Consider the following 24,147-nt stretch of genomic DNA (forward strand, 5'->3'; position numbering starts at 1 on the left):
GTGCCACTTCGTCATCACCCAGCGGTGCGCCGTGTGAATCATGCGTGCCCGCTTTGTTTGGTGAGCCAAAACCGATCACGGTTTTGCACATCAACAGGGAAGGCTTGTCGCTAACCGCTTTCGCTTCTTCAACCGCTTTCTTGATCGCTGCGGCATCGTGACCATCAACACCGCGCACTACGTGCCAGCCGTAAGCTTCGAAACGCTTGGCAGTGTCGTCAGTAAACCAGCCATCAACGTGGCCGTCGATAGAGATACCGTTGTCATCATAGAAGGCAACCAGTTTGCCCAGCTTCAGCGTACCCGCCAGCGAGCACACTTCATGGGAGATCCCTTCCATCATGCAGCCGTCACCCATGAAGACATAGGTGTTATGGTCAACAACATCGTGACCAGGACGGTTGAACTGTGCAGCCATGGTCCGCTCAGCAATTGCCATACCTACTGCGTTTGCAACGCCCTGTCCCAGTGGACCAGTAGTCGTTTCAACGCCTGCGGTGTAACCGAATTCCGGGTGACCTGGAGTTTTAGAGTGCAGCTGACGGAAGTTAGCCAGCTCAGCAATCGGCAGATCGTAGCCGCTGAGGTGCAACAGGCTGTAGATCAGCATGGAGCCGTGACCGTTAGACAGCACGAAGCGGTCGCGGTCGGCCCACAGTGGGTTCGTTGGGTTATGGTTCAGAAATTCACGCCACAGCACTTCGGCGATATCTGCCATGCCCATTGGGGCGCCAGGGTGGCCAGATTTGGCTTTTTGTACCGCATCCATACTTAATGCGCGAATGGCGTTAGCAAGCTCTTTACGAGAAGACATGTTCTACTCCAGGTCGGATTAAACGCTTCGCCGTCCTTAACCTATTTTAATCAATGAGTTATCAGGCAAAGTTGTAAAAGTCGACCCTCAATGTACATGAAAGACGGGTCTGCTGTACATGGCGAAACGTGCAAAATAGCTGGAGTAAACTTGCGGTTTGCTGCCATAACCACTATGCATGTGTAGCTGAGAGCGTTATAACGCTCTCTTTGTCAGCACCCTTTTATTCTGCCGGTTTGGCAGGTACTTGTTTTTATTACCTTGTTACTAATGGACGACATACCATGAAATTAGCTCTCTCTTTAGTTTCTCTGGGCCTGATTACCGCACTTTCTGGTTGTCAGGGTTTTGACAGTAATGCGCTGATGCAGTCTGGCGCGCAAGCCTACCAGGCTGCCACCATCAGTGATGAACAGGTCAAAGAACTCAGCAACAAATCCTGCGCCCAGATGGATAGCGAAGCGCAAATTGCACCGGCTTCCAGCACCTACGCACAACGCCTGAACAAAATCGCCGCCGCTCTGGGTGACAACATCAACGGAACACCGGCTAACTACAAGGTTTACCTCACTAAAGACGTGAATGCCTGGGCCATGGCTAACGGCTGTATCCGTGTTTACAGCGGATTGATGGATCTGATGACGGACAACGAAGTGGAAGGCGTGCTGGGCCATGAAATGGGCCACGTAGCGCTGGGCCATAGCCGCCGCGCAATGCAGGTCGCTTACAGTGCTACAGCTGCACGCACCGCAATAGGTTCCGTGGGCGGCATTGCCGGTACGCTGTCTCAGTCACAGCTGGCCGACCTTGGTGAGAAACTGGTCAATGCTCAGTTCTCGCAGAAGCAGGAATCTCAGGCAGATGATTACTCCTTCGACCTGATGAAAAAGCGCAACATCAACCCGAACGGCCTGGTCACCAGCTTTGAAAAACTGGCAAAACTGGAAGGCACGCACGCGAGCTCAATGTTTGACTCTCACCCGGCTTCCGCTGACCGTGCCCAGCACATTAAAGATCGTATCGCTGCCGGTAAATAACCGTCTGATGAGATAAAAAAAGGGCGCCCTCTGCAGGGCGCCCTTCTCATTTCAGCGGCTGAAACTAGCCTTTATTCACCGCCTGAACATGCAGCATATCCAGCGCCAGCGTCGCAGCGGCCAGAGCGGTAATCTCTGACTGATCGTAACCTGGCGCAACCTCAACCAGATCCATACCGACAATGTTCAGCCCCTGAAGGCCGCGCACCAGTTTGGTCGCTTTGTCGGTAGTCAGGCCGCCGATAACTGGCGTACCGGTTCCTGGCGCATGAGCCGGATCCAGGCAGTCGATATCAAAAGTCAGGTAGACCGGCATATCGCCAACGATCTGCTTCACCTGGGCGATGATGTCGTCCACGCTGCGGTCATTTACCTGAGCGGCATCCAGCACGTTAAAGCCCAGCGAGGCATCGAATTCAGTACGGATACCGATCTGCACTGAATGTGCCGGATCGATCAGGCCTTCCTTCGGCGCATGGTGGAACATAGTGCCGTGATCGAAGGTCGGGCCATTGGAATAGGTATCGGTGTGGGCATCAAAATGGACCAGAGCCATCTTACCGAAGTATTTAGCATGGGCGCGCAGCAGCGGCAGCGTCACGTAATGATCGCCACCGAAGGTGAGCATACGCTTGCCGTTAGCCAGCAGCTTCTCAGCATGAGCCTGCAGCTTGTCGCTCAGATCCTGTGAATCGCCAAACGCGTAAACCAGATCGCCACAGTCGATGACGTTCAGACGCTGACGCAGATCGAAGTTCCACGGCCAGCGGCAGCCTTCCCAGGCGAGGTTAGTCGAGATCTGACGAATCGCGCCAGGGCCTAAGCGGCTACCAGGGCGACCAGAGGTCGCTGCATCGAAAGGAATACCGGTAATCACCCACTCGGCATCGCTGTCGTAGGGCTGGAAGTTGACCGGAAAACGCATAAAACCAAAGGCGTTTGACACCAGTGAGTTGTCGTACTGGTTGCCCAGGGTGTTATTCATACCAAATCCTCTTTAACTGTGGAGCCGGACCAGGCCAGCTTTTGCTGAGACAGAGATAAAAAAAAATCCCCACCGCGTCGTTAAACCCGACGAGAAAGGGATTTTGAGTCGGCAGTGCAATCAGGACTTATTAAAAACGTTACCCAGCAAATTACTGATGCTTTGGGTATCGAGCTGTCCGGCTGGTGAGGCTTTATCCACCACCTCTGGCAAATACTGCGCCAGCGTTGAAGAAGCCCCGTTCACGTCAGTGCCCAGTTTGGAGGCCAGCGATTCCATCGCTTCCTGACTGAAGGCTGACTGAACTTCACCGTTGCCAATGGGCTGGTTGCTGCCGTTGCCTAACCATGAACTGAGGATGGCACCAAAGCCGCCCTGCTGAAACTTTTCCAACAGCACGCCAAAGCCGCCCTGCTCCTCTACCCAGGCCATAATAGCCTGCAGTTGGGGGTTAGAACCGGTGCTCTCACCATTTTGTGAGCCTCCGCCCAACGCCCCACCTAAAATTCCATCAAGCAAACCCATGAACCTCTCCTTTTTATCGTTGAGGCATGGCGCATTTTTCAATGCCGTCACACCGTCTGGAAGTGAGCTACTGCGCGCCGACAGTCTGGGCGAGAGTCACTTCCACTCTGTGAAGATTATTCGTCTTCCAGATAAGTGTAGCCGTACAAGCCAGATTCGAACTCTTCCAGGAATTGTGCCCGCAGCTCTTCGTCCAGATCGCTCTCTTTGAGCTGGTTACGGAAGTGGGTCAGCAGCTCCTGCGGATCCAGCTGAACGTATTCCAGCATGTCGGCAACGGTGTCGCCTTCGTCAGACAAATGCACGTCAACGCGGCCATCGGCATAGGCAAACACATCCACCGCTTCGGTATCACCAAACAGGTTATGCATGTTGCCCAGGATTTCCTGGTAAGCCCCCACCATAAAGAAGCCCAGCATAGGAGGATTATTCACATCGTACTGCGGCATCGGCATCGTAGTGGCGATACCATCACCGTCAACATAGTGATCGATGGTGCCATCAGAGTCACAGGTGATGTCCAGCAATACGGCGCGACGTTCAGGCGACTTGTTCAGGCCTTCCAGCGGCAGAACCGGGAACAGCTGATCGATTCCCCAGGCATCAGGCATCGACTGGAACAGCGAGAAGTTCACGTAGATCTTGTCCGCCATACGTTCCTGCAGTTCGTCGATGATCGGACGGTGCGCACGGTTGGTTGGGTCAAGGTGCTGCTGAATGTAATGGCAGATGCTCAAATACAGTTGTTCAGCCCAGGCGCGCTGCGTCAGGTCATAAATCCCCTGCGAGTAGCCGGTATGAATATCAAACAGGTCCATCTGGCTGTCGTGCAGCCATTCGCGCAGCGAGCGACGGTTGTTTGGCTCATGCATTTCCTGCCAGGTATCCCACATGCTGACGATAGGACGTGGAGAGTCTCCTGAAGGTGCCTGAGGTTCGCTGAACTCGTTACGCTCAACACCGATGATGTTGGAGACCAACACGGTATGGTGAGCAGTTACGGCACGGCCAGACTCGGTGATCACCGTTGGGTGCGGCAGATTGTGCTCTTCACACGCATCGCCGATCGCCCAGATCACGTTATTGGCATACTCGTTCAGGCCGTAGTTTACGGAGCAGTCAGACTGCGAACGTGTCCCTTCATAGTCCACGCCCAGACCGCCGCCGACATCGAAGCACTGAATGTTGACGCCCAGCTTCGCCAGCTCAACATAGAAACGGGCGGATTCACGCACGCCGGTAGCGATGTCGCGGATGTTGGACATCTGCGAACCGAGGTGGAAATGCAGCAGCTGCAGGCTTTCCATTCGGCCCGCTTCACGCATGATATCAACCAGTTGCAGAACCTGAGTGGCCGACAGACCAAATTTCGATTTTTCGCCGCCGCTGGACTGCCATTTGCCTGAGCCCTGAGAGGCCAGACGAGCACGGATACCCAGGCGAGGAATAACGTTCAGACGTTCTGCCTCTTCCAGCACCAGCTTCACTTCGGTCATTTTTTCCAGCACCAGATAGACCTTGTGGCCCATCTTCTCGCCGATCAGCGCCAGGCGAATATATTCACGGTCTTTGTAGCCGTTACAGACGATCACTGAACGGGTCATACCGGCGTGAGCCAGTACAGCCATCAATTCGGCTTTAGATCCGGCTTCCAGCCCCAGCGGTTCGCCGGAGTTGATCAATGACTCGATCACGCGCTTATGCTGGTTAACCTTGATGGGGTAAACCAGGAAGTAGTCGCCGCGGTAGCCGTAAGATTCCCGCGCACGTTTGAATGCGGCATTAATAGAACGCAAACGGTGCTGCAGGATCTGCGGGAAACAGAACAGGGCTGGCAGACGCTGGCCTTCGGCCTCGCGCTCTTTAACCAGCTTCGCCAGATCGACTCGGGCTTCAGGGACGTCCGGATCCGGACAAACGCTGATATGGCCTAACTCATTGACGTCGTAGTAGTTATTACCCCACCAGGCAATATTGTAGGTGCGCAGCATCTTGCTGGCTTCTTGATCGCTCATGGCCACCTCCTGCATAGAGCGGAGTCCACCTTGTTCGCCAGCTGACGAACCCTTCATTGTCTTAATGTCGTCAGACATTGCGAGCCTCAAATTTCAGTGATGCGGAACAGTTAACTACTATCGCAGGGAAAACCCGCAACAACAAGCCATCGGCAAGGCGTAAATTCAGCATAAAACGCTGAAGCGTCGCGCCAAACGGTCTCTCAAGTATAACATTATGCAAATCCTTATTGTGCGGAATGAGAACCCTGTCATGAAAATGTTACACTTTTCACCTCAACTGAAAAAAGCTTTAAAGAAAAAAGGCTGGCAATCCGATTAATGAGTAACCTAAAATAGCCGTCCAGATGTTAATCCATCTAAATGGTTAACTTCTAAGCGTCACCTGTTATGTACTGCTCATGGCTTTGCCTGAGGGGGCGCTGGGAACCGAAGCCGGTGTGAACTGGCAAACAGTCTTTAGCGCTATGCAGTCGTTATCCACCCGTATTCAGTAAGGTAAAGAACAAATGGCTAAACACCTTTTCACTTCCGAGTCCGTCTCAGAAGGACATCCTGATAAAATCGCCGACCAGATTTCTGATGCTGTGCTCGATGCCATCCTCGAGCAGGATCCGAAAGCACGCGTGGCTTGCGAAACTTATGTCAAAACCGGCATGGTGCTGGTCGGGGGTGAAATCACCACGTCGGCCTGGGTTGATATCGAAGAGATCACCCGTAACACCGTGCGCGAAATCGGTTATGTCCATTCTGATATGGGCTTTGATGCCAACTCTTGTGCTGTACTGAACGCCATTGGCAAGCAGTCTCCGGATATCAATCAGGGCGTTGACCGTACTGATCCTCTGGAACAGGGTGCTGGCGACCAGGGCCTGATGTTTGGTTATGCCACCAACGAAACTGACGTGCTGATGCCTGCGCCGGTGACTTATGCTCACCGTCTGGTTCAGCGTCAGGCTGAAGTGCGCAAAAACGGCACCTTGCCATGGCTGCGCCCGGATGCAAAAAGCCAGATCACCTTCCAGTATGACGACGGCAAAATCGTCGGTATTGATGCCGTGGTTCTGTCTACCCAGCACTCAGAAGATATCTCGCTGAAAGATCTGCAGGAAGCGGTGATGGAAGAGATCATCAAGCCGGTTCTGCCAGCAGAGTGGATTAACGCCAGCACCAAATACCACATCAACCCGACTGGACGTTTTGTAATCGGCGGCCCAATGGGCGATTGTGGTCTGACTGGCCGTAAAATCATCGTGGATACCTACGGCGGCATGGCTCGTCACGGCGGCGGTGCTTTCTCCGGTAAAGATCCGTCTAAAGTTGACCGTTCTGCAGCTTATGCAGCACGCTATGTCGCGAAAAACATCGTTGCTGCTGGCCTGGCTGACCGTTGTGAGATTCAGGTTTCTTACGCTATCGGCGTGGCAGAGCCTACCTCGATCATGGTTGAGACCTTCGGGACGGAGAAAGTGTCTACCGAGCAGCTGACTCTGCTGGTGCGCGAGTTCTTCGACCTGCGTCCATACGGTCTGATTCAGATGCTGGACCTGCTGCACCCGATGTACCGCGAGACCGCGGCATACGGGCACTTCGGTCGCGAACATTTCCCATGGGAAAAAACCGACAAGGCTGCACAGCTGCGTGAAGCTGCTGGCCTGAAGTAAGCAACAGCTTGCAGGATACAGGGCACCCGGTGGGTGCCCTTTTTGCTGTCTGAAGCTGGCGCAATTTTATGATCTGGCTACACTTTTTTGGGCTGAAGACCGTGAAAGTGTTAACGGTTACACTCAGAAATATTTCGATAGATCTGACAATTAAGAATTAACTCTCTTAACAACTTGTAGCGGAATGCGCTATTTTCAGCGCTGTCCGATAGAAGGGCACCCGGGAACTGAGTGAAACTATTTACTACTATGTCTAACTGGTTATAAAGCGTAAGCGCGCGTGAAAAGGCTGCATTTAGGAATGATCTGGTGTGTAACCGATTACACCAATGTGATCTGCAGCACAGTCTTGTGGGCGAAGGTTTTCTAACATTTATAACAACAATAAGCAGTACCACTTCAATGGAGGCGTTATGCCTGATAATAAGAAAAAGAGCAGGACATCAAACAAGGCGATGACCTTCTTTGTTTGTTTCCTCGCAGCACTGGCTGGCCTGTTGTTCGGTCTGGATATCGGCGTTATCGCTGGCGCCCTGCCTTTCATCGCGAAAGATTTTAACGTTACCGCCCATCAGCAAGAGTGGATTGTTAGCTCAATGATGTTTGGTGCCGCCGTAGGGGCAGTCGGTAGCGGCTGGATGTCTTCCCGCCTTGGTCGTAAAAAGAGCCTGATGATCGGTTCCGTGCTGTTTGTGATTGGCTCGCTGTGGTCAGCGATGTCATCCAACCCGGAAATGCTGATCTTCGCCCGCGTTCTGCTGGGTCTGGCTGTGGGTGTGGCTTCCTATACCGCGCCGCTTTACCTCTCTGAGATCGCGCCTGAAAAAATTCGCGGCAGTATGATTTCTCTGTACCAGTTGATGATCACCATCGGTATTCTGGGTGCGTATCTGTCTGATACCGCGTTCAGCTACTCCGGCGAATGGCGTTGGATGCTGGGTGTGATCACCATTCCTGCGGCTCTGCTGCTGGTGGGTGTTTGCTTCCTGCCTAACAGCCCACGCTGGCTGGCGGCAAAAGGCGACTTCCGTACCGCACAGCGCGTACTGGACCGTCTGCGTGACACCAGCGAGCAAGCCAAACGCGAGCTGGACGAAATCCGCGAGAGCCTGAAAATCAAACAGTCTGGCTGGAGCTTGTTTAAAGGCAACAGCAACTTCCGTCGCGCGGTTTATCTGGGCGTTCTTCTGCAGATCATGCAGCAGTTCACCGGGATGAACGTGATCATGTATTACGCGCCGAAGATTTTTGAAATTGCTGGCTTCACCAATACCACCGAGCAGATGTGGGGCACGGTTATTGTTGGCCTGGTCAACGTACTGGCCACCTTCATTGCTATCGGTCTGGTTGACCGTTGGGGCCGTAAACCAACGCTGAAACTGGGCTTCATGGTGATGGCGGTGGGGATGGGTATCCTCGGCACCATGCTGCACGTGGGCATTCACTCTTCAGCCGGTCAGTACTTCGCTATCGCGATGCTGCTGATGTTCATCATTGGTTTTGCGATGAGTGCCGGTCCGTTGATCTGGGTTCTGTGTTCTGAAATTCAGCCGCTGAAAGGCCGCGATTTCGGTATCACCGTTTCTACAGCAACCAACTGGATTGCCAACATGATTGTCGGCGCGACCTTCCTGACCATGCTCAACACGCTGGGCAATGCGAACACCTTCTGGGTTTACGCGGGTCTGAACGTAGTGTTCATCATCCTGACTATCGTGCTGATCCCGGAAACCAAAGGGATTTCACTGGAGCACATTGAACGTAACCTGTTGGGCGGCAAGAAGCTGCGCGATATCGGTCATCGTGACTAAGAGTCTCTGGCCGGGGAAACCCGGCCAGCTTTATTGAATTCCCCCCTGCCAGATCGTATTCTCTGCCGTATGAAATCCCTCAGACTCCCTATTGCCCTGCAACAAGCCGTTATGCGCTCTCTGCGTGACAAGCTGCAGCTGGCAAACCAACGCCTGGAACGAAGCTACCCTGAACCGAAGTTGGTCTACCAACAACGTGGCACGGCAGCGGGCACCGCGTGGCTGCAACACTGGGAAATCCGTCTCAATCCGGTTTTGTTGCTGGAGAATCAGCAGGCCTTTGTCGATGAAGTCGTCCCGCATGAACTGGCTCACCTGCTGGTCTGGAAACACTTTGGCCGGGTAGCCCCGCACGGCAAAGAGTGGAAGTGGATGATGGAAAGCATTCTGGATGTGCCGGCACAGCGCACCCATAAGTTTGAAATTGAATCCGTACGCAGCCGCTCGTTCCCCTACCGTTGTGGGTGTCAGCAACACCAGCTGACGGTCAGACGCCATAACCGTGTGGTCAGGGGTGAAAGTGAATACCGCTGTGTGCGCTGCGGCGATCGCCTCTCTCCCGGTGAGTTCCAACAATCCGAAAAATCGTCCTGATGAAGAAAAAAACAGCAATAACACACTGATTTTCTGGCGCTGATTTCCCGAAGCGGATCGCATCTGTTACTCTCGCCGCCTCGTTTACAAGACAGAAATCCGGAACATGCTTCGCAAAATTTTTCACTGCTTGTCACTCTCCCTGCTTTTACCGACCTTTTTCGCTCACAGCCTCAGCCTGGACAACTACCATCAAAACAGCTTTGGTCAGGCCAAAGAGTACGCGGCTAAGCTGAATGCCGATGCGCCAGGCTCTTTCTATTGCGGCTGTAAGATCAGTTGGAAAGGCAAAAAAGGCGTGCCAGACCTCGCCTCCTGCGGCTACCAGGTCCGTAAAAATGCCAACCGCGCTAAACGCATTGAGTGGGAACACGTAGTGCCAGCCTGGACTTTCGGCCACCAGCGTCAGTGCTGGCAAAACGGCGGGCGTAAACAGTGCGCCAAAGATGCCGGATACCGTCGGATAGAGACCGACCTGCACAACCTTCAGCCCTCAATTGGTGAAGTGAACGGTGACCGTGGCAACTTTATGTACAGCCAGTGGAATGGCGGCGAACGTCAGTACGGTCGGTGTGAAATGAAGGTCGACTTTAAAAACAAACAGGCTGAACCCCCAGCTCGCGCACGCGGTGCCATTGCCCGTACCTGGTTTTACATGCGCGACCAGTATCAAATCAGCCTGTCTAAGCAGCAAACCCAGCTGATGACGGTCTGGAACAAGCAGTATCCGGTCAGTTCCTGGGAGTGCGAACGGGACAATCGCATCGCTCGCGTACAGGGCAATCATAACCCTTATGTACAGCAAGCTTGCCAGCGGTAAAATCACTGACCTAAACTAGAGTCCATCTTCAGGCCGGATCTGTGTGCCGGCCGCTAACATTTATCAGGATTTCCATGCGTATACCCCGCATTTTTCATCCCGAATTGCTCACTGCGGGCAGCGAAATTGCTCTCTGTGACGAGGCCGCTAACCATGTCGGTCGCGTGTTGCGAATGGGTGCCGGACAGGCCCTGGAATTGTTCGATGGCAGTAATCTGACTTTTGCTGCTGAGATTGTGCAGGCCGACAAAAAAAGCGTCCGCGTTTCCGTGGGCGAAAGCCGCGAAGATTGCCGTGAATCCCCGCTTCACCTGCATTTAGGCCAGGTCATGTCGCGGGGTGAGAAGATGGAGTTCACCATTCAGAAGGCGGTAGAACTTGGGGTAAATGTGATCACCCCCTTGTTTTCTGAACGCTGTGGCGTAAAGCTGGATGCCGAGCGGCTGGCGAAAAAACACCAGCAGTGGCAAAAAATTGTGATTGCTGCCTGTGAACAGTGTGGCAGGAACAGCGTGCCTGAAGTGCGTGAAGCGATGACGCTGGAAGCCTGGAGCGCAGAGCAGGAACAGGGCTTAAAGTTGAACCTGCATCCCAGAGCCAGTCAGAGCATCAATACGTTGCCGCTGCCGGTTGAACGTGTCCGGCTGCTGATTGGCCCGGAAGGCGGATTAACCGCTGATGAAATCAGCATGACGGCTGGCTACGGCTTTACGGATATCCTGTTAGGCCCAAGAGTGCTCAGAACAGAAACGACGGCCCTGACGGCAATTACCGCGCTTCAGGTTCGCTTTGGCGATTTAGGTTAATCACCCGGTTGTCAGCACACCAGGTACAGTTTGCCGGTGCTGGTTACTACTAAAATTGAGCATCATCATCGCAGGCAGTTTGGGCGCACTTCGTGTTCAATACGGCAAGCAAGAGAGCTCACTGGAGAAATAATAATGATTAAGCTTGGCATTGTGATGGACCCTATTACCTCCATCAATATTAAAAAAGACAGCAGCTTCGCCATGTTACTGGAAGCACAGCGCCGTGGTTACGAAATTCATTACATGGAGATGAACGATCTCTACCTGCGTGGCGGCGAAGCTCGTGCGCATACCCGCACCCTGAGCGTTGAGCAGAACTACGACAAGTGGTTTGAGTTTGGCAGCGAGCAGGACATCGCGCTGGCCGATCTGAACGTGGTGCTGATGCGTAAAGATCCGCCGTTTGATACGGAATTCATCTATGCGACCTACATCCTTGAGCGCGCTGAGGAAAAAGGAACGCTGATCGTCAACAAGCCGCAGAGCCTGCGTGACTGTAACGAGAAGCTGTTCACCGCCTGGTTTGCCGAACTGACGCCGGACACGCTGGTCACGCGGAGTGCTCAGCGGATCCGCGACTTCTGGCAGGAGCATGGCGACATCATCCTGAAGCCTCTGGATGGCATGGGTGGCGCGTCAATTTTCCGCGTCAAAAAGGAAGATCCGAATCTGTCGGTGATCATTGAAACCCTGACCGAACACGGTAAGTTCTACTGCATGGCGCAGAATTTTATTCCCGCCATTACCGACGGTGATAAGCGCATCCTGGTTGTGGATGGTGAGCCGGTGCCTTACTGCCTGGCCCGTATTCCTAAGTCGGGCGAAACCCGTGGTAACCTGGCGGCCGGTGGACGGGGTGAAGCACGCCCATTGACCGAAAGCGACTGGGAAATTGCCCGCCGTGTTGGCCCCACGCTGAAAGCCAAAGGACTGATTTTTGTCGGTCTGGACATCATTGGCGACAAGCTGACGGAGATTAACGTCACCAGCCCAACTTGTATCCGTGAGATCGAGGCAGCATTCCCGGTTTCAATTACTGGTATGCTGATGGACGCGATTGAAAAGCGTCTGGCCTGACAGGTCTGAATGGGGTCAACGGGCCCCTTTATTAACCCGTTAATTACGCCCGGCGCGCCAGCTCCGGGCGGTTAACCTGACTACAGAATCCTGATATGAATTTACAGCATCATTTTTTGATTGCGATGCCCACGCTGCAAGACCCGTTGTTTAAGCGCTCGGTGGTTTACATCTGCGAGCACAATGATGATGGGGCAATGGGAGTGATTGTGAATAAGCCAATGGACAATCTGACCGTTGACGGCATTCTCAAGAAGCTAAAGATCAGCCCAACTCCGCGCGAGCCCGAGGCCAAACTCGATAAGCCAGTCTTTTCTGGCGGCCCACTGGCGGAAGATCGCGGCTTTATCCTGCATTCCGCTCAGCGTACTTTTGCCTCCAGCATTCGTGTTTCTGACAACACGGTGATCACCACTTCGCGTGATGTCCTGGAGACGCTGGGAACCCCGGAGCAACCGAAAGACGTGCTGGTCGCGTTGGGTTACTGCGCCTGGGAGAAAGACCAGCTGGAGAATGAGCTGCTGGAAAATGCCTGGCTCACTACCCCGGCCAACAGCAATATCCTGTTCAAAACCCCCATTGCTGAACGCTGGCGTGAAGCGGCAAAAAGCATTGGCGTGGATATTCACAATATCGCCAGCGATGCAGGTCACGCCTGATGAGTCATATGACCTTGTTGGCCTTTGATTTTGGCACCAAAAGTATCGGCGTAGCGATTGGGCAGCAGTTAACTGGCACCGCCCGACCGTTAACGGCATTGAAAGCCCAGGACGGTACGCCGGACTGGAACAAGATTGAAGCGTTGTTGAAAGAGTGGGAACCGGACCGCGTGGTGGTTGGCCTGCCGTTGAACATGGACGGCACCGAGCAACCGCTTACTGCCAGAGCACGTAAGTTCGCCAACCGCATTCATGGCCGTTTTGGCGTGCAGGTTGACCTTCACGACGAGCGCCTGAGCACCGTAGAAGCGCGTGCCGAACTGTTCGAACGCGGTGGTTTCCGCGCGCTGAGCAAAGGCAGCGTGGACTCACTTTCTGCCGTCATTATCCTTGAAAGCTGGTTTGAAAACAGCTGGTCCTGACGCTATTACCCTGACTAACCTGATACAGCCACTTCAGTGTCTGCTGCCCGCCAGGTATCAACAAACCTGTTACTGGAGTTGCCCTGCATGCCACTTACCCCGTTGTTAGCTGAAGTAGCCTGCCTGCTTGTTGCCTCTGCTTAAGACACTGAGCAAAGGTCTGCATCCCGACCTGCGCTCCCGTTTCCAGTAATCCGGCCAGCTGATGGGTTTTCCCTTCCCGGATCAGGTTCGCTACCGCTGGCGTATTCACCAGTACCTCGAACAGGGCAATGCGCCCCTCACCTTCCGCTTCCAGCCGTTGCGCAATCACTGCTTTCAGGCTCCCGGCCAGCTGGCTACGAATCAGGTTTTTCTCCGCGCCCGGGAACACATCCACCAGCCGGTCCACAGCCTGAGTCGCGCCTCTGGTGTGCAGCGTTGCCAGCACCAGATGCCCGGTTTCTGCCGCGGTTAACGCCTGCTGAATAGTGTCGCTGTCCCGCAGTTCTCCCAGCAGGATGACATCGGGATCTTCGCGCAATGCGCTGCGTAATCCTTCGCTGAACGACTGGCAATGCGTGCCAACTTCGCGCTGTTGAATCAACGAGCGTTGGCTGTGGTGAAGAAACTCGATCGGATCTTCCAGCGTCAGGATATGCCGGGCCTGATGTTGATTAATGGCGCCAATCAACGCCGCCAGCGTCGTCGACTTCCCGCTGCCGGTTGCCCCGGTGACCAACACCAGCCCTTCCTGCAGCTTAAGCAGCGAGCTGGTGATGCCTGGCAAGCACAGCTCAGCCATATCAGGGCATTGACTGGCTATCACTCTTAACGCCAGAGAAAGTCCGTGCCGCTGGCGAAAGAGATTCGCGCGCAGGCGCGTTCCATCAGCCATCGTCAGGGCAAAGTCCAGCTGCCCTGCGTGGGAAAACGCCGCCTGTTGCGCTTCAGTCAGCCAGTTCCGCGCATGGCTTTCCAGCATCGCGCTGGTTACCGGAGGTGAAGAAGAGAGGCGCTCCAGTCTGCCGGAACGGCGCCAGAATGGAGAATGGCCACTGCAAAGGTGCAGATCCCCGGCGTTATGCTTTACACTAAGGGCCACCATGTCTTCAATATCCATAATAAACTCCCTGACTATGACCTCGATTCAGCACAACCTACAGCAAGTCCGCGAGCGAATCTCAGCGGCAGCCGCAAAGTGCGGTCGCGATCCAGCAGAGATTACTTTGCTTGCAGTCAGCAAAACAAAACCCCAGAGCGCGGTCGAAGAAGCCGTGGCTGCTGGCCAGCAGTGCTTTGGTGAAAACTACGTGCAGGAAGGGGTAGATAAGATCCAGGCGTTGGAGAATTCTGCCCTGGAGTGGCACTTTATTGGCCCATTGCAATCCAACAAGAGCCGACTGGTAGCGGAGAACTTTGGCTGGTGCCACACCGTAGACCGGTTGAAAATTGCTACCCGGCTGAACGAACAGCGCCCGGCTTCATTGCCGCCGTTGAATGTGCTGATCCAGATAAACATCAGTGACGAAAACAGTAAATCTGGCATCATGCTGGAGGCACTGAACGAACTGGCGAAAGAGATTGCCCTGCTGCCGCGCTTAACGTTGCGCGGCCTGATGGCGATCCCTGCCCCAGAAGCAGAGTACTCGCGGCAGTTTGCCGTGTGCCAGCAGATGGCAGAAGCGTTTACAGCACTGAAAAAAGACTATCCCTCTGTCGATACGCTTTCTCTGGGAATGAGCGACGATATGGATGCCGCAATAGCGGCAGGCAGTACGATGGTGCGCATAGGCACCGCCATTTTTGGCGCGCGTGATTACAGCGCCGCTCACAACAATAACTGAGGAACCCCATGCTGACGTTGACTTTTCTGGTCAAGACTCTGATCGATCTGTACGTAATGGTGCTGTTATTACGTATCTGGATGCAGTGTTCACGAGCTGATTTCTATAACCCACTGGCGCAATTTGTCGTTAAAATTACCCAACCCGTGGTGAAACCTTTGCGACGCATCCTGCCCTCCATTGGCCCGGTAGACACCGCGTCACTGTTGCTGGCCTTTGTGCTGACTACGCTGAAATACCCGATTTTGTTGCTGATTCAGGTGGGTGCCTTTTCGGTTGACCCGATGAATCTGCTGGTTGGCCTGTTGTCGCTGCTAAAGTCGGCTGGCAACCTGGTGTTCTGGGTGATCATCATCCGTTCACTGATGAGCTGGATCAGCCAGGGCCGTGGCCCGGTCGATCAGGTTTTGATCCAACTGACCGAGCCGCTGATGTCCCCTATTCGCCGGATGCTGCCTGCTATGGGCGGAATCGACTTCTCGGCAATGGTAGTGATCCTGATCCTCTATATGCTGAACTACCTGGGCATGGACCTGTTCCCTGGCCTTTGGTACCTGCTGTAACCTGAAAATTCTGGACCTGATATGCAAAAAGTAGTGCTCGCCACCGGTAACCCCGGCAAAGTTCGTGAAATGGCTGATTTACTGGCCGCCTTTGGCCTCGACATTGTGGCGCAAACCGAACTGGGCGTGGAGTCAGCTGAAGAGACTGGCCTGACGTTTATCGAAAACGCCATCCTGAAGGCGCGCCATGCCGCCGCGATAACCGGCTTACCGGCAATTGCCGATGACTCGGGTCTGGCGGTGGACGTGCTTGGCGGCGCACCGGGTATCTACTCGGCGCGCTACGCCGGGGAAGACGCCAGCGATCGGCAGAACCTGCTGAAGCTGTTAGCCGCGCTGGAAAACGTGCCTGACGATCAACGTCAGGCCCAGTTCCATTGCGTGCTGGTTTACCTCCGCCACGCTGAAGACCCAACGCCGCTGGTGTTCCACGGCAGCTGGCAGGGTGAAATCACCCGCAGCGCGGTCGGCGAAGGCGGCTTCGGCTATGACCCTGTCTTCTACGTCCCGGCGCTGGGCAAAACCGCAGGTGAGATGACCAAAGCTGAGAAGCACGCGGTTTCCCACCGTGGCAAAGCCATGACGATGCTGCTGGAAGCGATGCGCAATGCGTAAGCTGCCGCCACTAAGTCTGTATATCCACATTCCGTGGTGCGTGCAGAAGTGCCCTTACTGTGACTTCAACTCGCACGCGTTGAAAGGGGAAGTGCCGCACGAAGAGTACGTACAGCATCTGCTGGCGGACCTGGATGCCGATCTTCACCTGACTTCAGGGCGCGAGGTCAGCACCATTTTCATCGGGGGTGGCACGCCAAGTTTGTTGAGGAGTGAAGCCATGCAGATGTTGCTGGATGGCGTTCGCGCCCGCCTGCCGCTTTCTGCCACGGCGGAAATCACCATGGAAGCAAACCCTGGCGCGGTGGAAGCAGACCGCTTCAGCGGCTACCAGCGCGCCGGTATCAACCGCATCTCGATAGGGGTGCAGAGTTTCAGCGAAAAGAAACTGGCGCGTCTGGGACGCATTCACGGCCCGGAAGAAGCAAGGCGAGCGGCACAGCTGGCAACAGACTTGAATCTGCGCAGCTTTAACCTCGATTTGATGCACGGTTTACCGGATCAGTCGCTTGAAGAAGCGCTGGATGATTTACGTCAGGCCATTGCGCTGAACCCGCCGCATTTGTCGTGGTATCAGCTGACTATCGAACCCAACACGCTGTTTGCTTCACGTCCGCCGAAACTGCCGGATGATGACGCGCTGTGGGATATCTTCGAGCAAGGCGACCGGCTGCTGACGGCGGCAGGATATGTTCAGTACGAAACCTCGGCTTACGCCAAGCCGGGTTATCGCTGTGAGCATAACCTTAACTACTGGCGCTTTGGTGACTATCTGGGGATTGGCTGTGGCGCTCACGGCAAGTTAACCCAGCCCGATGGCCGGATTGTCCGCACCACCAAAACCCGCCATCCTCGTGGGTTTATGGCCGGAAAATACCTCGACCGTCAGCAGGAAGTGAGCGACAGCGAGAAGCCGTTCGAATTCTTTATGAACCGCTTCCGTCTGCTGGAAGCGGCTCCACGAGCCGAATATCCGCTGTATACCGGCCTGACAGAGAGCAGTATTCGTCAGCAGATTGACCAGGCGCTTAGCGAAGGCTACCTGACTGAAACCCCCGAAAGCTGGCAGGTGACGGAGAAAGGGAAGCTGTTCCTGAATTCGCTGCTTGAGCTGTTCCTGGCAGAAGACGAGTAGCGCCAAACGCAAAACGCCTGATGATCAACATCAGGCGTTTTTTTATGGCTTGACGCTTTGCGGCAGATTACTTCAGTCCGGCAATCATCGCCTGGCGCTGATCTTCCAGCACCGTCACACGGTTACAAACTTCATGACCGAAGTTCTGGAAATCCTGCTCCTGCCCTTTCCACTCTTCCTGCAGAGACTGCTGCAAACCACCCAGATTGCCCATCAGCGCCTGTAGCGGGTTACCGCCGTTCCCGGCCTGCTTAGTGCCCATCTCGTTAAGGCTGTCCTGCACTACCCCGCCCATCGCACTCTGCACCAGCGCTTCGCCATCTTTGCGAACCTGGTCAATGGCCTGATGGTGGAAGGTCAGCCCATCGCTGCGGTGTTCAATAATCCGGTTCATCTGCTGCTTCAACTGGGTATCCAGCGAGGTCAGACGGTTACGCACGTTGCTGTCCTGGCCCAGTTTATCGACAATCACTTTATCCAGAGCCACGCGGCCTTTTTCCAGACGCTGACGAGCCCCCTGATCGATCCACGGTAAATCACGTCGCAACGCAGTCTGGTAATCAATCGCTTTCTGGCGGGTTGCGGTATCAACCGTTGCCGCTTTGCCATTACGCTGAACGTCACCGGTCGGTGAGATCAGCAGATTACCGCTGGCCCCCACCACCTGCACAGTCTGCGGGGAGATAACGATGTCATCCTGGGGTTTCACGCTACATTGATAGTCAGCCTGAGCCTGACCCGCTGCCAGCAACAGCGCTGCCACCATCATCGCTTTACGCATTTTGCATTCTCCTGAGAAAGAAAAGGCCACGCATGCGTGGCCCCAACAAACATCCGTTTATCCCGACATCCTTAGGATGCTACAAGGGATACTGAGTTAGTCCCACCAGACATCGAAAAGTTCGGTGATCTGAATGTTGCTCAGTTTACGGTCTTCCAGCCACTTGCGCACCAGCTCGCGGTGCTCATCGGTGCATTTGCCCGTCTGCTGCAGGCAGACCAGACCTTCCCAGTGCAGGTAGCCACTGCCGTCAAACGCCAGGCCATTCGGGTCGATCACTTCTTCGATCAGCGCATCAACAGTTTTGTCGATAGTGGCTTCGTCAGTGCCTTCCGGGAAGGAGAAACCGATGGAAAAACCTAATTCCTGGAACTCATCGATGTGCATTTTCTTGCGTAAGCGACGACTGCGTTGGGTAGCCATTATTTAATCCTCTCAAACATCAGATCCCAAACACCGTGACCAAGACGCTGGCCACGCTGCTCAAATTTCGTTAACGGACGCGACTCTGGACGCGGCACGTAGTCTTGTGTTTCTGACTGGTTTTTATAGCCAGCAATGCTGTTCATTACTTCCAGCATATGCTCGGCATAGGCTTCCCAGTCGGTAGCCATATGGAACACGCCGCCCAGCTTCAGCTTGCGCATCACCAGCTCAGCAAAAGGTCCCTGCACGATACGGCGTTTGTTGTGACGCGCTTTATGCCAGGGATCCGGGAAGAACAGCTGCACCATACGCAGCGAATTATCCGGGATCATCTTGTCCAGTACGTCGACGGCATCGTGGCACATCACGCGGAGATTCTCCACGCCGGCTTCCTGAGCGGTGCTCAGGCAAGCGCCAACACCCGGAGAATGCACTTCAATCCCCAGGAAATCTTGCTGCGGGTTGTTCTGAGCCATGGTGACCAGAGAAGCGCCCATACCGAAACCGATTTCCAGCACAACCGGCGATTCACGCCCAAATAAGCTGACCAGATCAACAGGTTCAGGCTGATACTCAACACCCATTACCGGCCAGTAAGTGTCCAGCGCGTGCTGCTGGCCTTTCGTCAGACGCCCCTGACGACGAACGAAGCTGCGAATACGGCGCATTGGGCGACCGTTCTCATCAAACTCCGGGGAAATGACATCATTCTTCATATTTCTGCCTGCTGGTCTGCAATCTCTGGAAAGGGGGCATTATGCAAAGTTACAGCGGTTAAGCAAGCCCCGGCAACTTCCGGTTTACAGCATAGTTGGTCTGTGCTGGAATCCCAGCCTGATTTTCACTTATCCAGGATAGTTCTCTGACATGATGCAAGCGCCGCAGTTCTCACGGCAGGTACTGGAGTGGTATCAGCGCTTTGGCCGCAAAACGCTGCCCTGGCAGCTGGAAAAAACGCCTTATAAAGTCTGGCTTTCGGAGGTGATGCTACAGCAAACTCAGGTTGCTACGGTAATCCCTTATTTCGACCGCTTTATGGCGCGCTTCCCTGAGATCGGCGATTTGGCCACTGCCCCGCTGGATGAAGTCCTGCATTTATGGACCGGTCTTGGTTACTACGCCCGTGCCCGCAATTTACATAAAGCGGCAAAAAGGGTGGCGGAGAAGCACAATGGCACATTCCCGGAAACCTTTGAAGAGGTGATGGATCTGCCGGGCGTTGGCCGTTCTACGGCTGGCGCAATCCTCTCTTTATCTCTGGGTCAGCATTACCCGATCCTTGACGGCAACGTGAAGCGAGTGCTGGCACGTTGCTATGCTGTCTCCGGCTGGCCGGGCAAAAAAGAGGTAGAGAAACGTCTGTGGGAGATCAGCGAAGAGGTCACCCCGGCGGAGGGCGTCAGCCAGTTTAATCAGGCGATGATGGATTTAGGGGCGATGGTTTGCACCCGCTCGAAGCCAAAATGTGAAATATGCCCGCTGAACCTGGGCTGCCTCGCCTACACGGACAGCAGCTGGGCCAGCTACCCAGGCAAAAAACCGAAACAGACGCTGCCAGTGCGCACCGGCTGGCTGTTGATGATGCAGCAAGACCAGGAAGTCTGGCTGGAGCAGCGCCCGCCTGTTGGCCTGTGGGGAGGGCTGTTTTGTTTCCCGCAGTTTGCTACCCTGCCTGAGCTGCAACAGTGGCTGAGCGAGAAACGCATCGATGGCGCGAAACTGCAGCAGAGCATCGCGTTTCGTCACACCTTCAGCCATTTCCACCTGGATATTGTCCCAATGTGGCTGGAACTGCCTCCGGCAGGCGCGGTAATGGATGAAGGCGCTGGTCTCTGGTATAACTTAGCGCAGCCACAGTCCGTTGGGCTGGCCGCCCCGGTGGATCGCCTGTTACAACAGCTGCGTCAGCCACAACAGAAAGCGCTGCACATCCGCGCGACAGAAGAGGAAGAGTAATGAGCCGAATGATTTTTTGCACGTTCCTGCAACGTGATGCCGAAGGACAGGATTTCCAGCTCTATCCGGGCGACGTGGGCAAACGAATCTATAATGAGATTTCGAAAGAAGCCTGGTCAAAGTGGATGAGCAAGCAAACCATGCTGATCAACGAAAAGAAACTCAGCATGATGAACCCCGAAGATCGTAAGCAGCTTGAGCAGGAGATGATCAAGTTCCTGTTCGAAGGGCATGAGGTCCATATCGAAGGTTACACCCCGCCAGAAGAATAATCGTTGGGCCTCACAGATGAGGCCCTCTCAATGTGGGCGAAGCACGACAACATGAATAAGAAACTACTGAGTTTGCTGGTAATAGCGCCGCTGCTGATTTCCTGCTCCAGCAATAAGAAGCCGGCTTTCCACGAAGAGTGGGTTAAAGACACCAATGGATTCGATATTCTGATGGGACAATTTGCCCATAACATCGAGAATATCTGGGGCATCAACGAAGTGCTGATCGCCGGCCCTAAAGACTACGTGAAGTACAGCGATCAGTATTACACCCGCAGCCACATCAACTTTGAGTCGGGCTCTATCACCATCGAAACCATTGCCGGTACCGATCCGATGGCCAGCCTGCGTCAGGCAATTATCACTACCCTGTTGATCGGTGACGATCCGGGGAATGTCGATCTGTACTCTGATGCCAATGATATTAAGCTCGGCACCGAGCCGCTGCTGTACGGCCAGGTGCTGGATAACACCGGGCAGTCGATCCGCTGGGAAGGTCGCGCGGCAAGTTTTGCTGACTATCTGATCCAGAACAAGCTGCAACGCCGCAGCTCTGGCCTGCATGTGATCTACTCGATCACCATTCCGATGGTGCCAAACCACCTGGATAAGCGTGCGCATAAATATCTGCCCATGGTGCGTGAAGCTTCCGCGAAGTATGGCGTCGATCAGTCGCTGATCCTGGCGATCATGCAGATTGAATCCAGCTTTAACCCGTATGCGGTCAGTAATGCTGATGCGCTGGGACTGATGCAGGTTGTGCAGCACACCGCCGGTGTGGACGTGTTCCGCATGAAAGGCAAATGGGGCAAACCGAGCCGCAGTTATCTGCTGGATCCGGAAAACAATATTGATGCCGGCACCGCTTATCTGTCGATCCTTCAGAGCAGTTATCTGGCCGGGATCAGTAACCCAACCTCAAGGCGTTATGCGGTGATCACCGCTTATAACGGTGGCGCAGGCAGCGTGTTAAAAGTGTTCTCCAGTGATAAAACTCGGGCATTTAACACCATCAACAACCTGTCGCCTGCTGAGGTGTATCAGACGCTGACCACCAACCATCCGTCAGCGGAATCCCGTCGCTATCTCTATAAAGTGAGCAGCGCACAGAAGAGCTACCACTCTTACTGATACTGATGTGAGCGGATGTTGAGAATGAGAAAAAGGCAGCCCTTGCGGGGCTGCCTTTTTTTTGGGGAAAACCCCGGTGTTGGAAAATTAACGACTGATATTTTTGAATTGTTTTGTGGTGTCAGTCAGTGCGGTTTCGGTTGGCAGACGCTCCATCGAACTTGCGCCATAAAAACCGTCGCACTGCGGACAGTGGTCCAGAATGTACTGAGCATCTTCCGGGCTGGAAATCGGCCCACCGTGGCAAAGCACAATCACGTTTTCACGGACGGCTTTTGCCGCTGCTGCCCACTTATTAATAAGCGGCACGCAATCTGATAACTTAAGCGCGGTCTCCGCCCCAATGTTTCCACCCGTCGTCAGCCCCATATGCGGCACGATAATATCGGCCCCGGCTTCGGTCATGGCGATGGCATCGGCTTCGCTGAACACATACGGCGTGGTCAGCATCTCTTTCTGGTGCGCCAGACGGATCATGTCGACTTCCAGGCCGTAGCCCATGCCCGTCTCTTCGAGATTGGCGCGGAAGTTGCCGTCAATCAGCCCCACGGTCGGGAAGTTTTGCACGCCAGAAAATCCTAACGCTTTCAGCTCATCCAGGAACCTGTCGAACTGGCAAAACGGATCGGTGCCATTTACGCCAGCCAGCACCGGGGTATGTTTCACTACCGGCAGCACTTCCTTCGCCATATCCACCACAATCTCATTGGCATTGCCGTAGGCCAGCAGTCCGGCCAGCGATCCCCGGCCAGCCATGCGGTAGCGGCCTGAGTTGTAGATAACAATGAGATCGATACCGCCAGCTTCTTCGCATTTTGCAGAAAGGCCAGTTCCGGCACCGCCGCCGATAATCGGCTCGCGGCGGGCAATCATCTCGTTAAATTTGGTCAGTATCTCCTGACGGGTAAAAGCCATACTCAGTACTCCTGCTTTGCCAGTTGGCGGAACTGCTCCACGGCCATCTGCGCAAATTCCTGATCGTTGATGTTATAAGGCACGCGAAGAATTTTACGGCGCTCTGTCTGCACTAAACAGGCTTCCAGTGTGGTAATAAAGGCCAGATCGGCGGCGGGTGACCAGAATGCCTGGCCTGGTGCATCCAGTGCCGAGAAACCCTGCTCCGGTATCAGGAAAACAATGTTCCCCTGGCAACGATTGAGCTTGTCGGCAATCCATTTCGCCAGCGCCACATTCTCCTCTTCCGTGGTGCGCATCAGCGTAACCTGCGCATTGTGATGATAGAAGAGGCGATCGGCATATTTCTGCGGCACGCTATCGGCATGACCGAAGTTAACCATATCCAGCGCGCCGCAGGAGATAACGCAAGGCACTTCTGAGCTGGCGAGGGCATCAAACCGGGTATCATCGCAGGCCAGTACGCCACCAAATAGCAGGTCACACACTTCAGTCGTGGTCAGGTCAAGCAGGCCAGAGAGCATATGGCTTTCGGTCAGCTTTTCCATCGCCATGCCGCCACTGCCGGTGGCGTGAAACACCAGGCAGTCATACTCGCTTTCCAGCGCAGCGCTGACCTGCTGAATACAAGGCGTGGTGACACCAAACATCGTCAGCCCAAGCGCAGGTTTGTCGTCCGGATCTTCTTCCGCTTCCCATAACACGGCTCCGGCAATCTGGTGCGCGGCATTGGCCAGTACCTGGCGGGAGATACGGTTGAGTCCCGCCACATCGGTCACGGAATAGAGCATGGCGATATCGCTGGCGCCGACATAGCCAGAGACATCGCCGGAAGCCATGGTAGAGACCATGACTTTAGGGATGCCGACAGGCAGTGCTTGCATGGCAGGGGTAATCAGCGCGGTTCCGCCCGATCCTCCTAAACCAATCACACCGCGCACATCGTTTCTTCTACTGAGGAAATTCTTAAATGCCAGCGCCATCTCATCAATGGCTTTGCCCCGGTCGCCGCAGAACACAGCCTGGCGCCCTTCGGGATGGAAGTCGGCAATCAATTCAGGAGGGAAATCAGCCTCAGAGGGCTTAACTGGTTGAGTAGACAGATCAACTGTTCGCACGTTTGCGCCGGTTTTGGCCACGCACTCGCTGACATAAAACAGTTCTCTTCCTTTAGTATCTGCTGTAGCTACAGCAAAGATATACCCTGCGTTTATACTCATATTCGTAACAACACCCTGTTATCAGACGAAATAAGAACTTGAAAAACCAGTAATAAAAACGTACATAACCTGTAC

At 54.4% G+C, this 24,147-nt stretch carries 26 protein-coding genes; 16 read left to right on the forward strand and 10 right to left on the reverse strand.

The features are described from left to right. Positions 1–814: thiamine pyrophosphate-dependent enzyme (locus WCC56_RS04910; protein ID WP_424691299.1), on the reverse strand; the 814-nt coding region annotated here is incomplete at its 3' end. A gap of 284 nt (positions 815–1,098) precedes the next feature. On the opposite strand from WCC56_RS04910, the gene WCC56_RS04915 reads away from it, so the two are divergent. Beyond that, the gene (locus WCC56_RS04915) at positions 1,099–1,851 is read left to right on the forward strand and encodes a M48 family metallopeptidase (protein ID WP_424691300.1); all 753 of its coding nucleotides are present in this window, start codon (positions 1,099–1,101) and stop codon (positions 1,849–1,851) included. Positions 1,852–1,915: 64 nt separating this feature from the next. Here the strand turns inward: WCC56_RS04915 and speB are convergent, their stop codons facing one another. The 3 genes from speB to speA all read right to left on the reverse strand — a co-directional run bounded on the left by speB (position 1,916) and on the right by speA (position 5,454). After that, positions 1,916–2,836 carry an agmatinase gene (gene speB, locus WCC56_RS04920; protein ID WP_424691301.1) on the reverse strand — a complete coding sequence of 307 codons (921 nt, stop codon included), beginning with the start codon at positions 2,834–2,836 and terminating at the stop codon, positions 1,916–1,918. A gap of 120 nt (positions 2,837–2,956) precedes the next feature. Further along, on the reverse strand, positions 2,957–3,361 hold the full coding sequence (locus tag WCC56_RS04925) for a YidB family protein (protein ID WP_424691302.1): 405 nt from the start codon (positions 3,359–3,361) through the stop codon (positions 2,957–2,959). A 116-nt stretch (positions 3,362–3,477) separates the two neighbouring features. Continuing rightward, a complete protein-coding gene (gene speA, locus WCC56_RS04930; protein WP_424691303.1) occupies positions 3,478–5,454 on the reverse strand; it encodes a biosynthetic arginine decarboxylase in 1,977 nt (658 codons plus the stop codon). Between the two features lie 431 nt (positions 5,455–5,885). Between speA and metK the strand changes: the two genes are divergently transcribed. From metK to ruvX, 8 genes are all read left to right on the forward strand, one after another. After that, positions 5,886–7,040, forward strand: a complete 1,155-nt coding sequence (gene metK / locus WCC56_RS04935) for a methionine adenosyltransferase (RefSeq protein ID WP_424691304.1) — start codon at positions 5,886–5,888, stop codon at positions 7,038–7,040. A gap of 413 nt (positions 7,041–7,453) precedes the next feature. Next, positions 7,454–8,851 (forward strand): sugar porter family MFS transporter, encoded by a 1,398-nt coding sequence (locus tag WCC56_RS04940; RefSeq protein WP_424691305.1) that lies wholly within the window; start codon positions 7,454–7,456, stop codon positions 8,849–8,851. 69 nt (positions 8,852–8,920) lie between these two features. Further along, positions 8,921–9,445: a SprT family zinc-dependent metalloprotease gene (locus WCC56_RS04945; RefSeq protein ID WP_424691330.1), complete on the forward strand. Its 525-nt coding sequence runs from the start codon at positions 8,921–8,923 to the stop codon at positions 9,443–9,445. Between the two features lie 106 nt (positions 9,446–9,551). Then, entirely contained in the window at positions 9,552–10,265 is a 714-nt protein-coding gene (endA, locus tag WCC56_RS04950; protein ID WP_424691306.1) for a deoxyribonuclease I, read from the forward strand. A 74-nt stretch (positions 10,266–10,339) separates the two neighbouring features. Further along, on the forward strand, positions 10,340–11,071 hold the full coding sequence (gene rsmE / locus WCC56_RS04955) for a 16S rRNA (uracil(1498)-N(3))-methyltransferase (RefSeq protein ID WP_424691307.1): 732 nt from the start codon (positions 10,340–10,342) through the stop codon (positions 11,069–11,071). Positions 11,072–11,206: 135 nt separating this feature from the next. Further along, the gene (gene gshB / locus WCC56_RS04960) at positions 11,207–12,151 is read left to right on the forward strand and encodes a glutathione synthase (RefSeq protein WP_424691308.1); all 945 of its coding nucleotides are present in this window, start codon (positions 11,207–11,209) and stop codon (positions 12,149–12,151) included. Positions 12,152–12,246: 95 nt separating this feature from the next. Beyond that, positions 12,247–12,810 carry a YqgE/AlgH family protein gene (locus WCC56_RS04965; RefSeq protein ID WP_424691309.1) on the forward strand — a complete coding sequence of 188 codons (564 nt, stop codon included), beginning with the start codon at positions 12,247–12,249 and terminating at the stop codon, positions 12,808–12,810. Next, positions 12,810–13,232: a Holliday junction resolvase RuvX gene (gene ruvX / locus WCC56_RS04970; protein WP_424691310.1), complete on the forward strand. Its 423-nt coding sequence runs from the start codon at positions 12,810–12,812 to the stop codon at positions 13,230–13,232. Before WCC56_RS04965 ends, ruvX begins: the two co-directional genes overlap by 1 nt. A 94-nt stretch (positions 13,233–13,326) precedes the next feature. Here the strand turns inward: ruvX and WCC56_RS04975 are convergent, their stop codons facing one another. Next, complete coding sequence (locus tag WCC56_RS04975) at positions 13,327–14,334, reverse strand: type IV pilus twitching motility protein PilT (protein WP_424691311.1); 1,008 nt, start codon at positions 14,332–14,334, stop codon at positions 13,327–13,329. Positions 14,335–14,350: 16 nt separating this feature from the next. Here WCC56_RS04975 and WCC56_RS04980 point away from each other — a divergent pair, with 16 nt between their 5' ends. From WCC56_RS04980 to hemW, 4 genes are read left to right on the forward strand one after another with little or no spacing between them, the layout of a single operon-like run. Next, positions 14,351–15,058, forward strand: coding sequence for a YggS family pyridoxal phosphate-dependent enzyme (locus WCC56_RS04980; RefSeq protein ID WP_424691331.1), 708 nt, complete (start codon positions 14,351–14,353; stop codon positions 15,056–15,058). An 8-nt stretch (positions 15,059–15,066) separates the two neighbouring features. Further along, complete coding sequence (locus WCC56_RS04985; protein WP_424691312.1) at positions 15,067–15,621, forward strand: YggT family protein; 555 nt, start codon at positions 15,067–15,069, stop codon at positions 15,619–15,621. 21 nt (positions 15,622–15,642) lie between these two features. Then, complete coding sequence (locus WCC56_RS04990) at positions 15,643–16,236, forward strand: XTP/dITP diphosphatase (protein ID WP_424691313.1); 594 nt, start codon at positions 15,643–15,645, stop codon at positions 16,234–16,236. After that, positions 16,229–17,371 (forward strand): radical SAM family heme chaperone HemW, encoded by a 1,143-nt coding sequence (hemW, locus tag WCC56_RS04995; protein WP_424691314.1) that lies wholly within the window; start codon positions 16,229–16,231, stop codon positions 17,369–17,371. The genes WCC56_RS04990 and hemW overlap by 8 nt, the downstream gene beginning before the upstream one ends. Before the next feature lie 67 nt (positions 17,372–17,438). Here the strand turns inward: hemW and WCC56_RS05000 are convergent, their stop codons facing one another. The 3 genes from WCC56_RS05000 to trmB form a co-directional block, all read right to left on the reverse strand. Continuing rightward, positions 17,439–18,152: a DUF2884 domain-containing protein gene (locus WCC56_RS05000; protein ID WP_424691315.1), complete on the reverse strand. Its 714-nt coding sequence runs from the start codon at positions 18,150–18,152 to the stop codon at positions 17,439–17,441. Positions 18,153–18,248: 96 nt separating this feature from the next. Continuing rightward, a complete protein-coding gene (locus WCC56_RS05005; RefSeq protein WP_424691316.1) occupies positions 18,249–18,575 on the reverse strand; it encodes a YggL family protein in 327 nt (108 codons plus the stop codon). Continuing rightward, positions 18,575–19,294, reverse strand: coding sequence for a tRNA (guanosine(46)-N7)-methyltransferase TrmB (gene trmB / locus WCC56_RS05010; RefSeq protein WP_424691317.1), 720 nt, complete (start codon positions 19,292–19,294; stop codon positions 18,575–18,577). Before trmB ends, WCC56_RS05005 begins: the two co-directional genes overlap by 1 nt. A gap of 151 nt (positions 19,295–19,445) precedes the next feature. On the opposite strand from trmB, the gene mutY reads away from it, so the two are divergent. Genes mutY through mltC form a run of 3 tightly spaced genes read left to right on the forward strand, consistent with a single transcriptional unit; the run spans position 19,446 to position 21,937 of the window. Next, entirely contained in the window at positions 19,446–20,534 is a 1,089-nt protein-coding gene (gene mutY / locus WCC56_RS05015; protein WP_424691318.1) for an A/G-specific adenine glycosylase, read from the forward strand. Further along, complete coding sequence (locus WCC56_RS05020; RefSeq protein WP_424691319.1) at positions 20,534–20,806, forward strand: oxidative damage protection protein; 273 nt, start codon at positions 20,534–20,536, stop codon at positions 20,804–20,806. Before mutY ends, WCC56_RS05020 begins: the two co-directional genes overlap by 1 nt. A 51-nt stretch (positions 20,807–20,857) precedes the next feature. Continuing rightward, entirely contained in the window at positions 20,858–21,937 is a 1,080-nt protein-coding gene (mltC, locus tag WCC56_RS05025) for a membrane-bound lytic murein transglycosylase MltC (RefSeq protein ID WP_424691320.1), read from the forward strand. A gap of 87 nt (positions 21,938–22,024) precedes the next feature. Here mltC and WCC56_RS05030 read toward each other — a convergent pair whose 3' ends face one another. Then, positions 22,025–22,852, reverse strand: a complete 828-nt coding sequence (locus WCC56_RS05030) for a phosphoenolpyruvate hydrolase family protein (protein ID WP_424691321.1) — start codon at positions 22,850–22,852, stop codon at positions 22,025–22,027. 2 nt (positions 22,853–22,854) lie between these two features. Further along, positions 22,855–24,072 carry a Tm-1-like ATP-binding domain-containing protein gene (locus tag WCC56_RS05035; protein ID WP_424691322.1) on the reverse strand — a complete coding sequence of 406 codons (1,218 nt, stop codon included), beginning with the start codon at positions 24,070–24,072 and terminating at the stop codon, positions 22,855–22,857. Positions 24,073–24,147 lie beyond the last annotated feature (75 nt).

Source organism: Erwinia sp. (assembly GCF_049696395.1).
Taxonomy (GTDB): Bacteria; Pseudomonadota; Gammaproteobacteria; order Enterobacterales; family Enterobacteriaceae; genus Erwinia.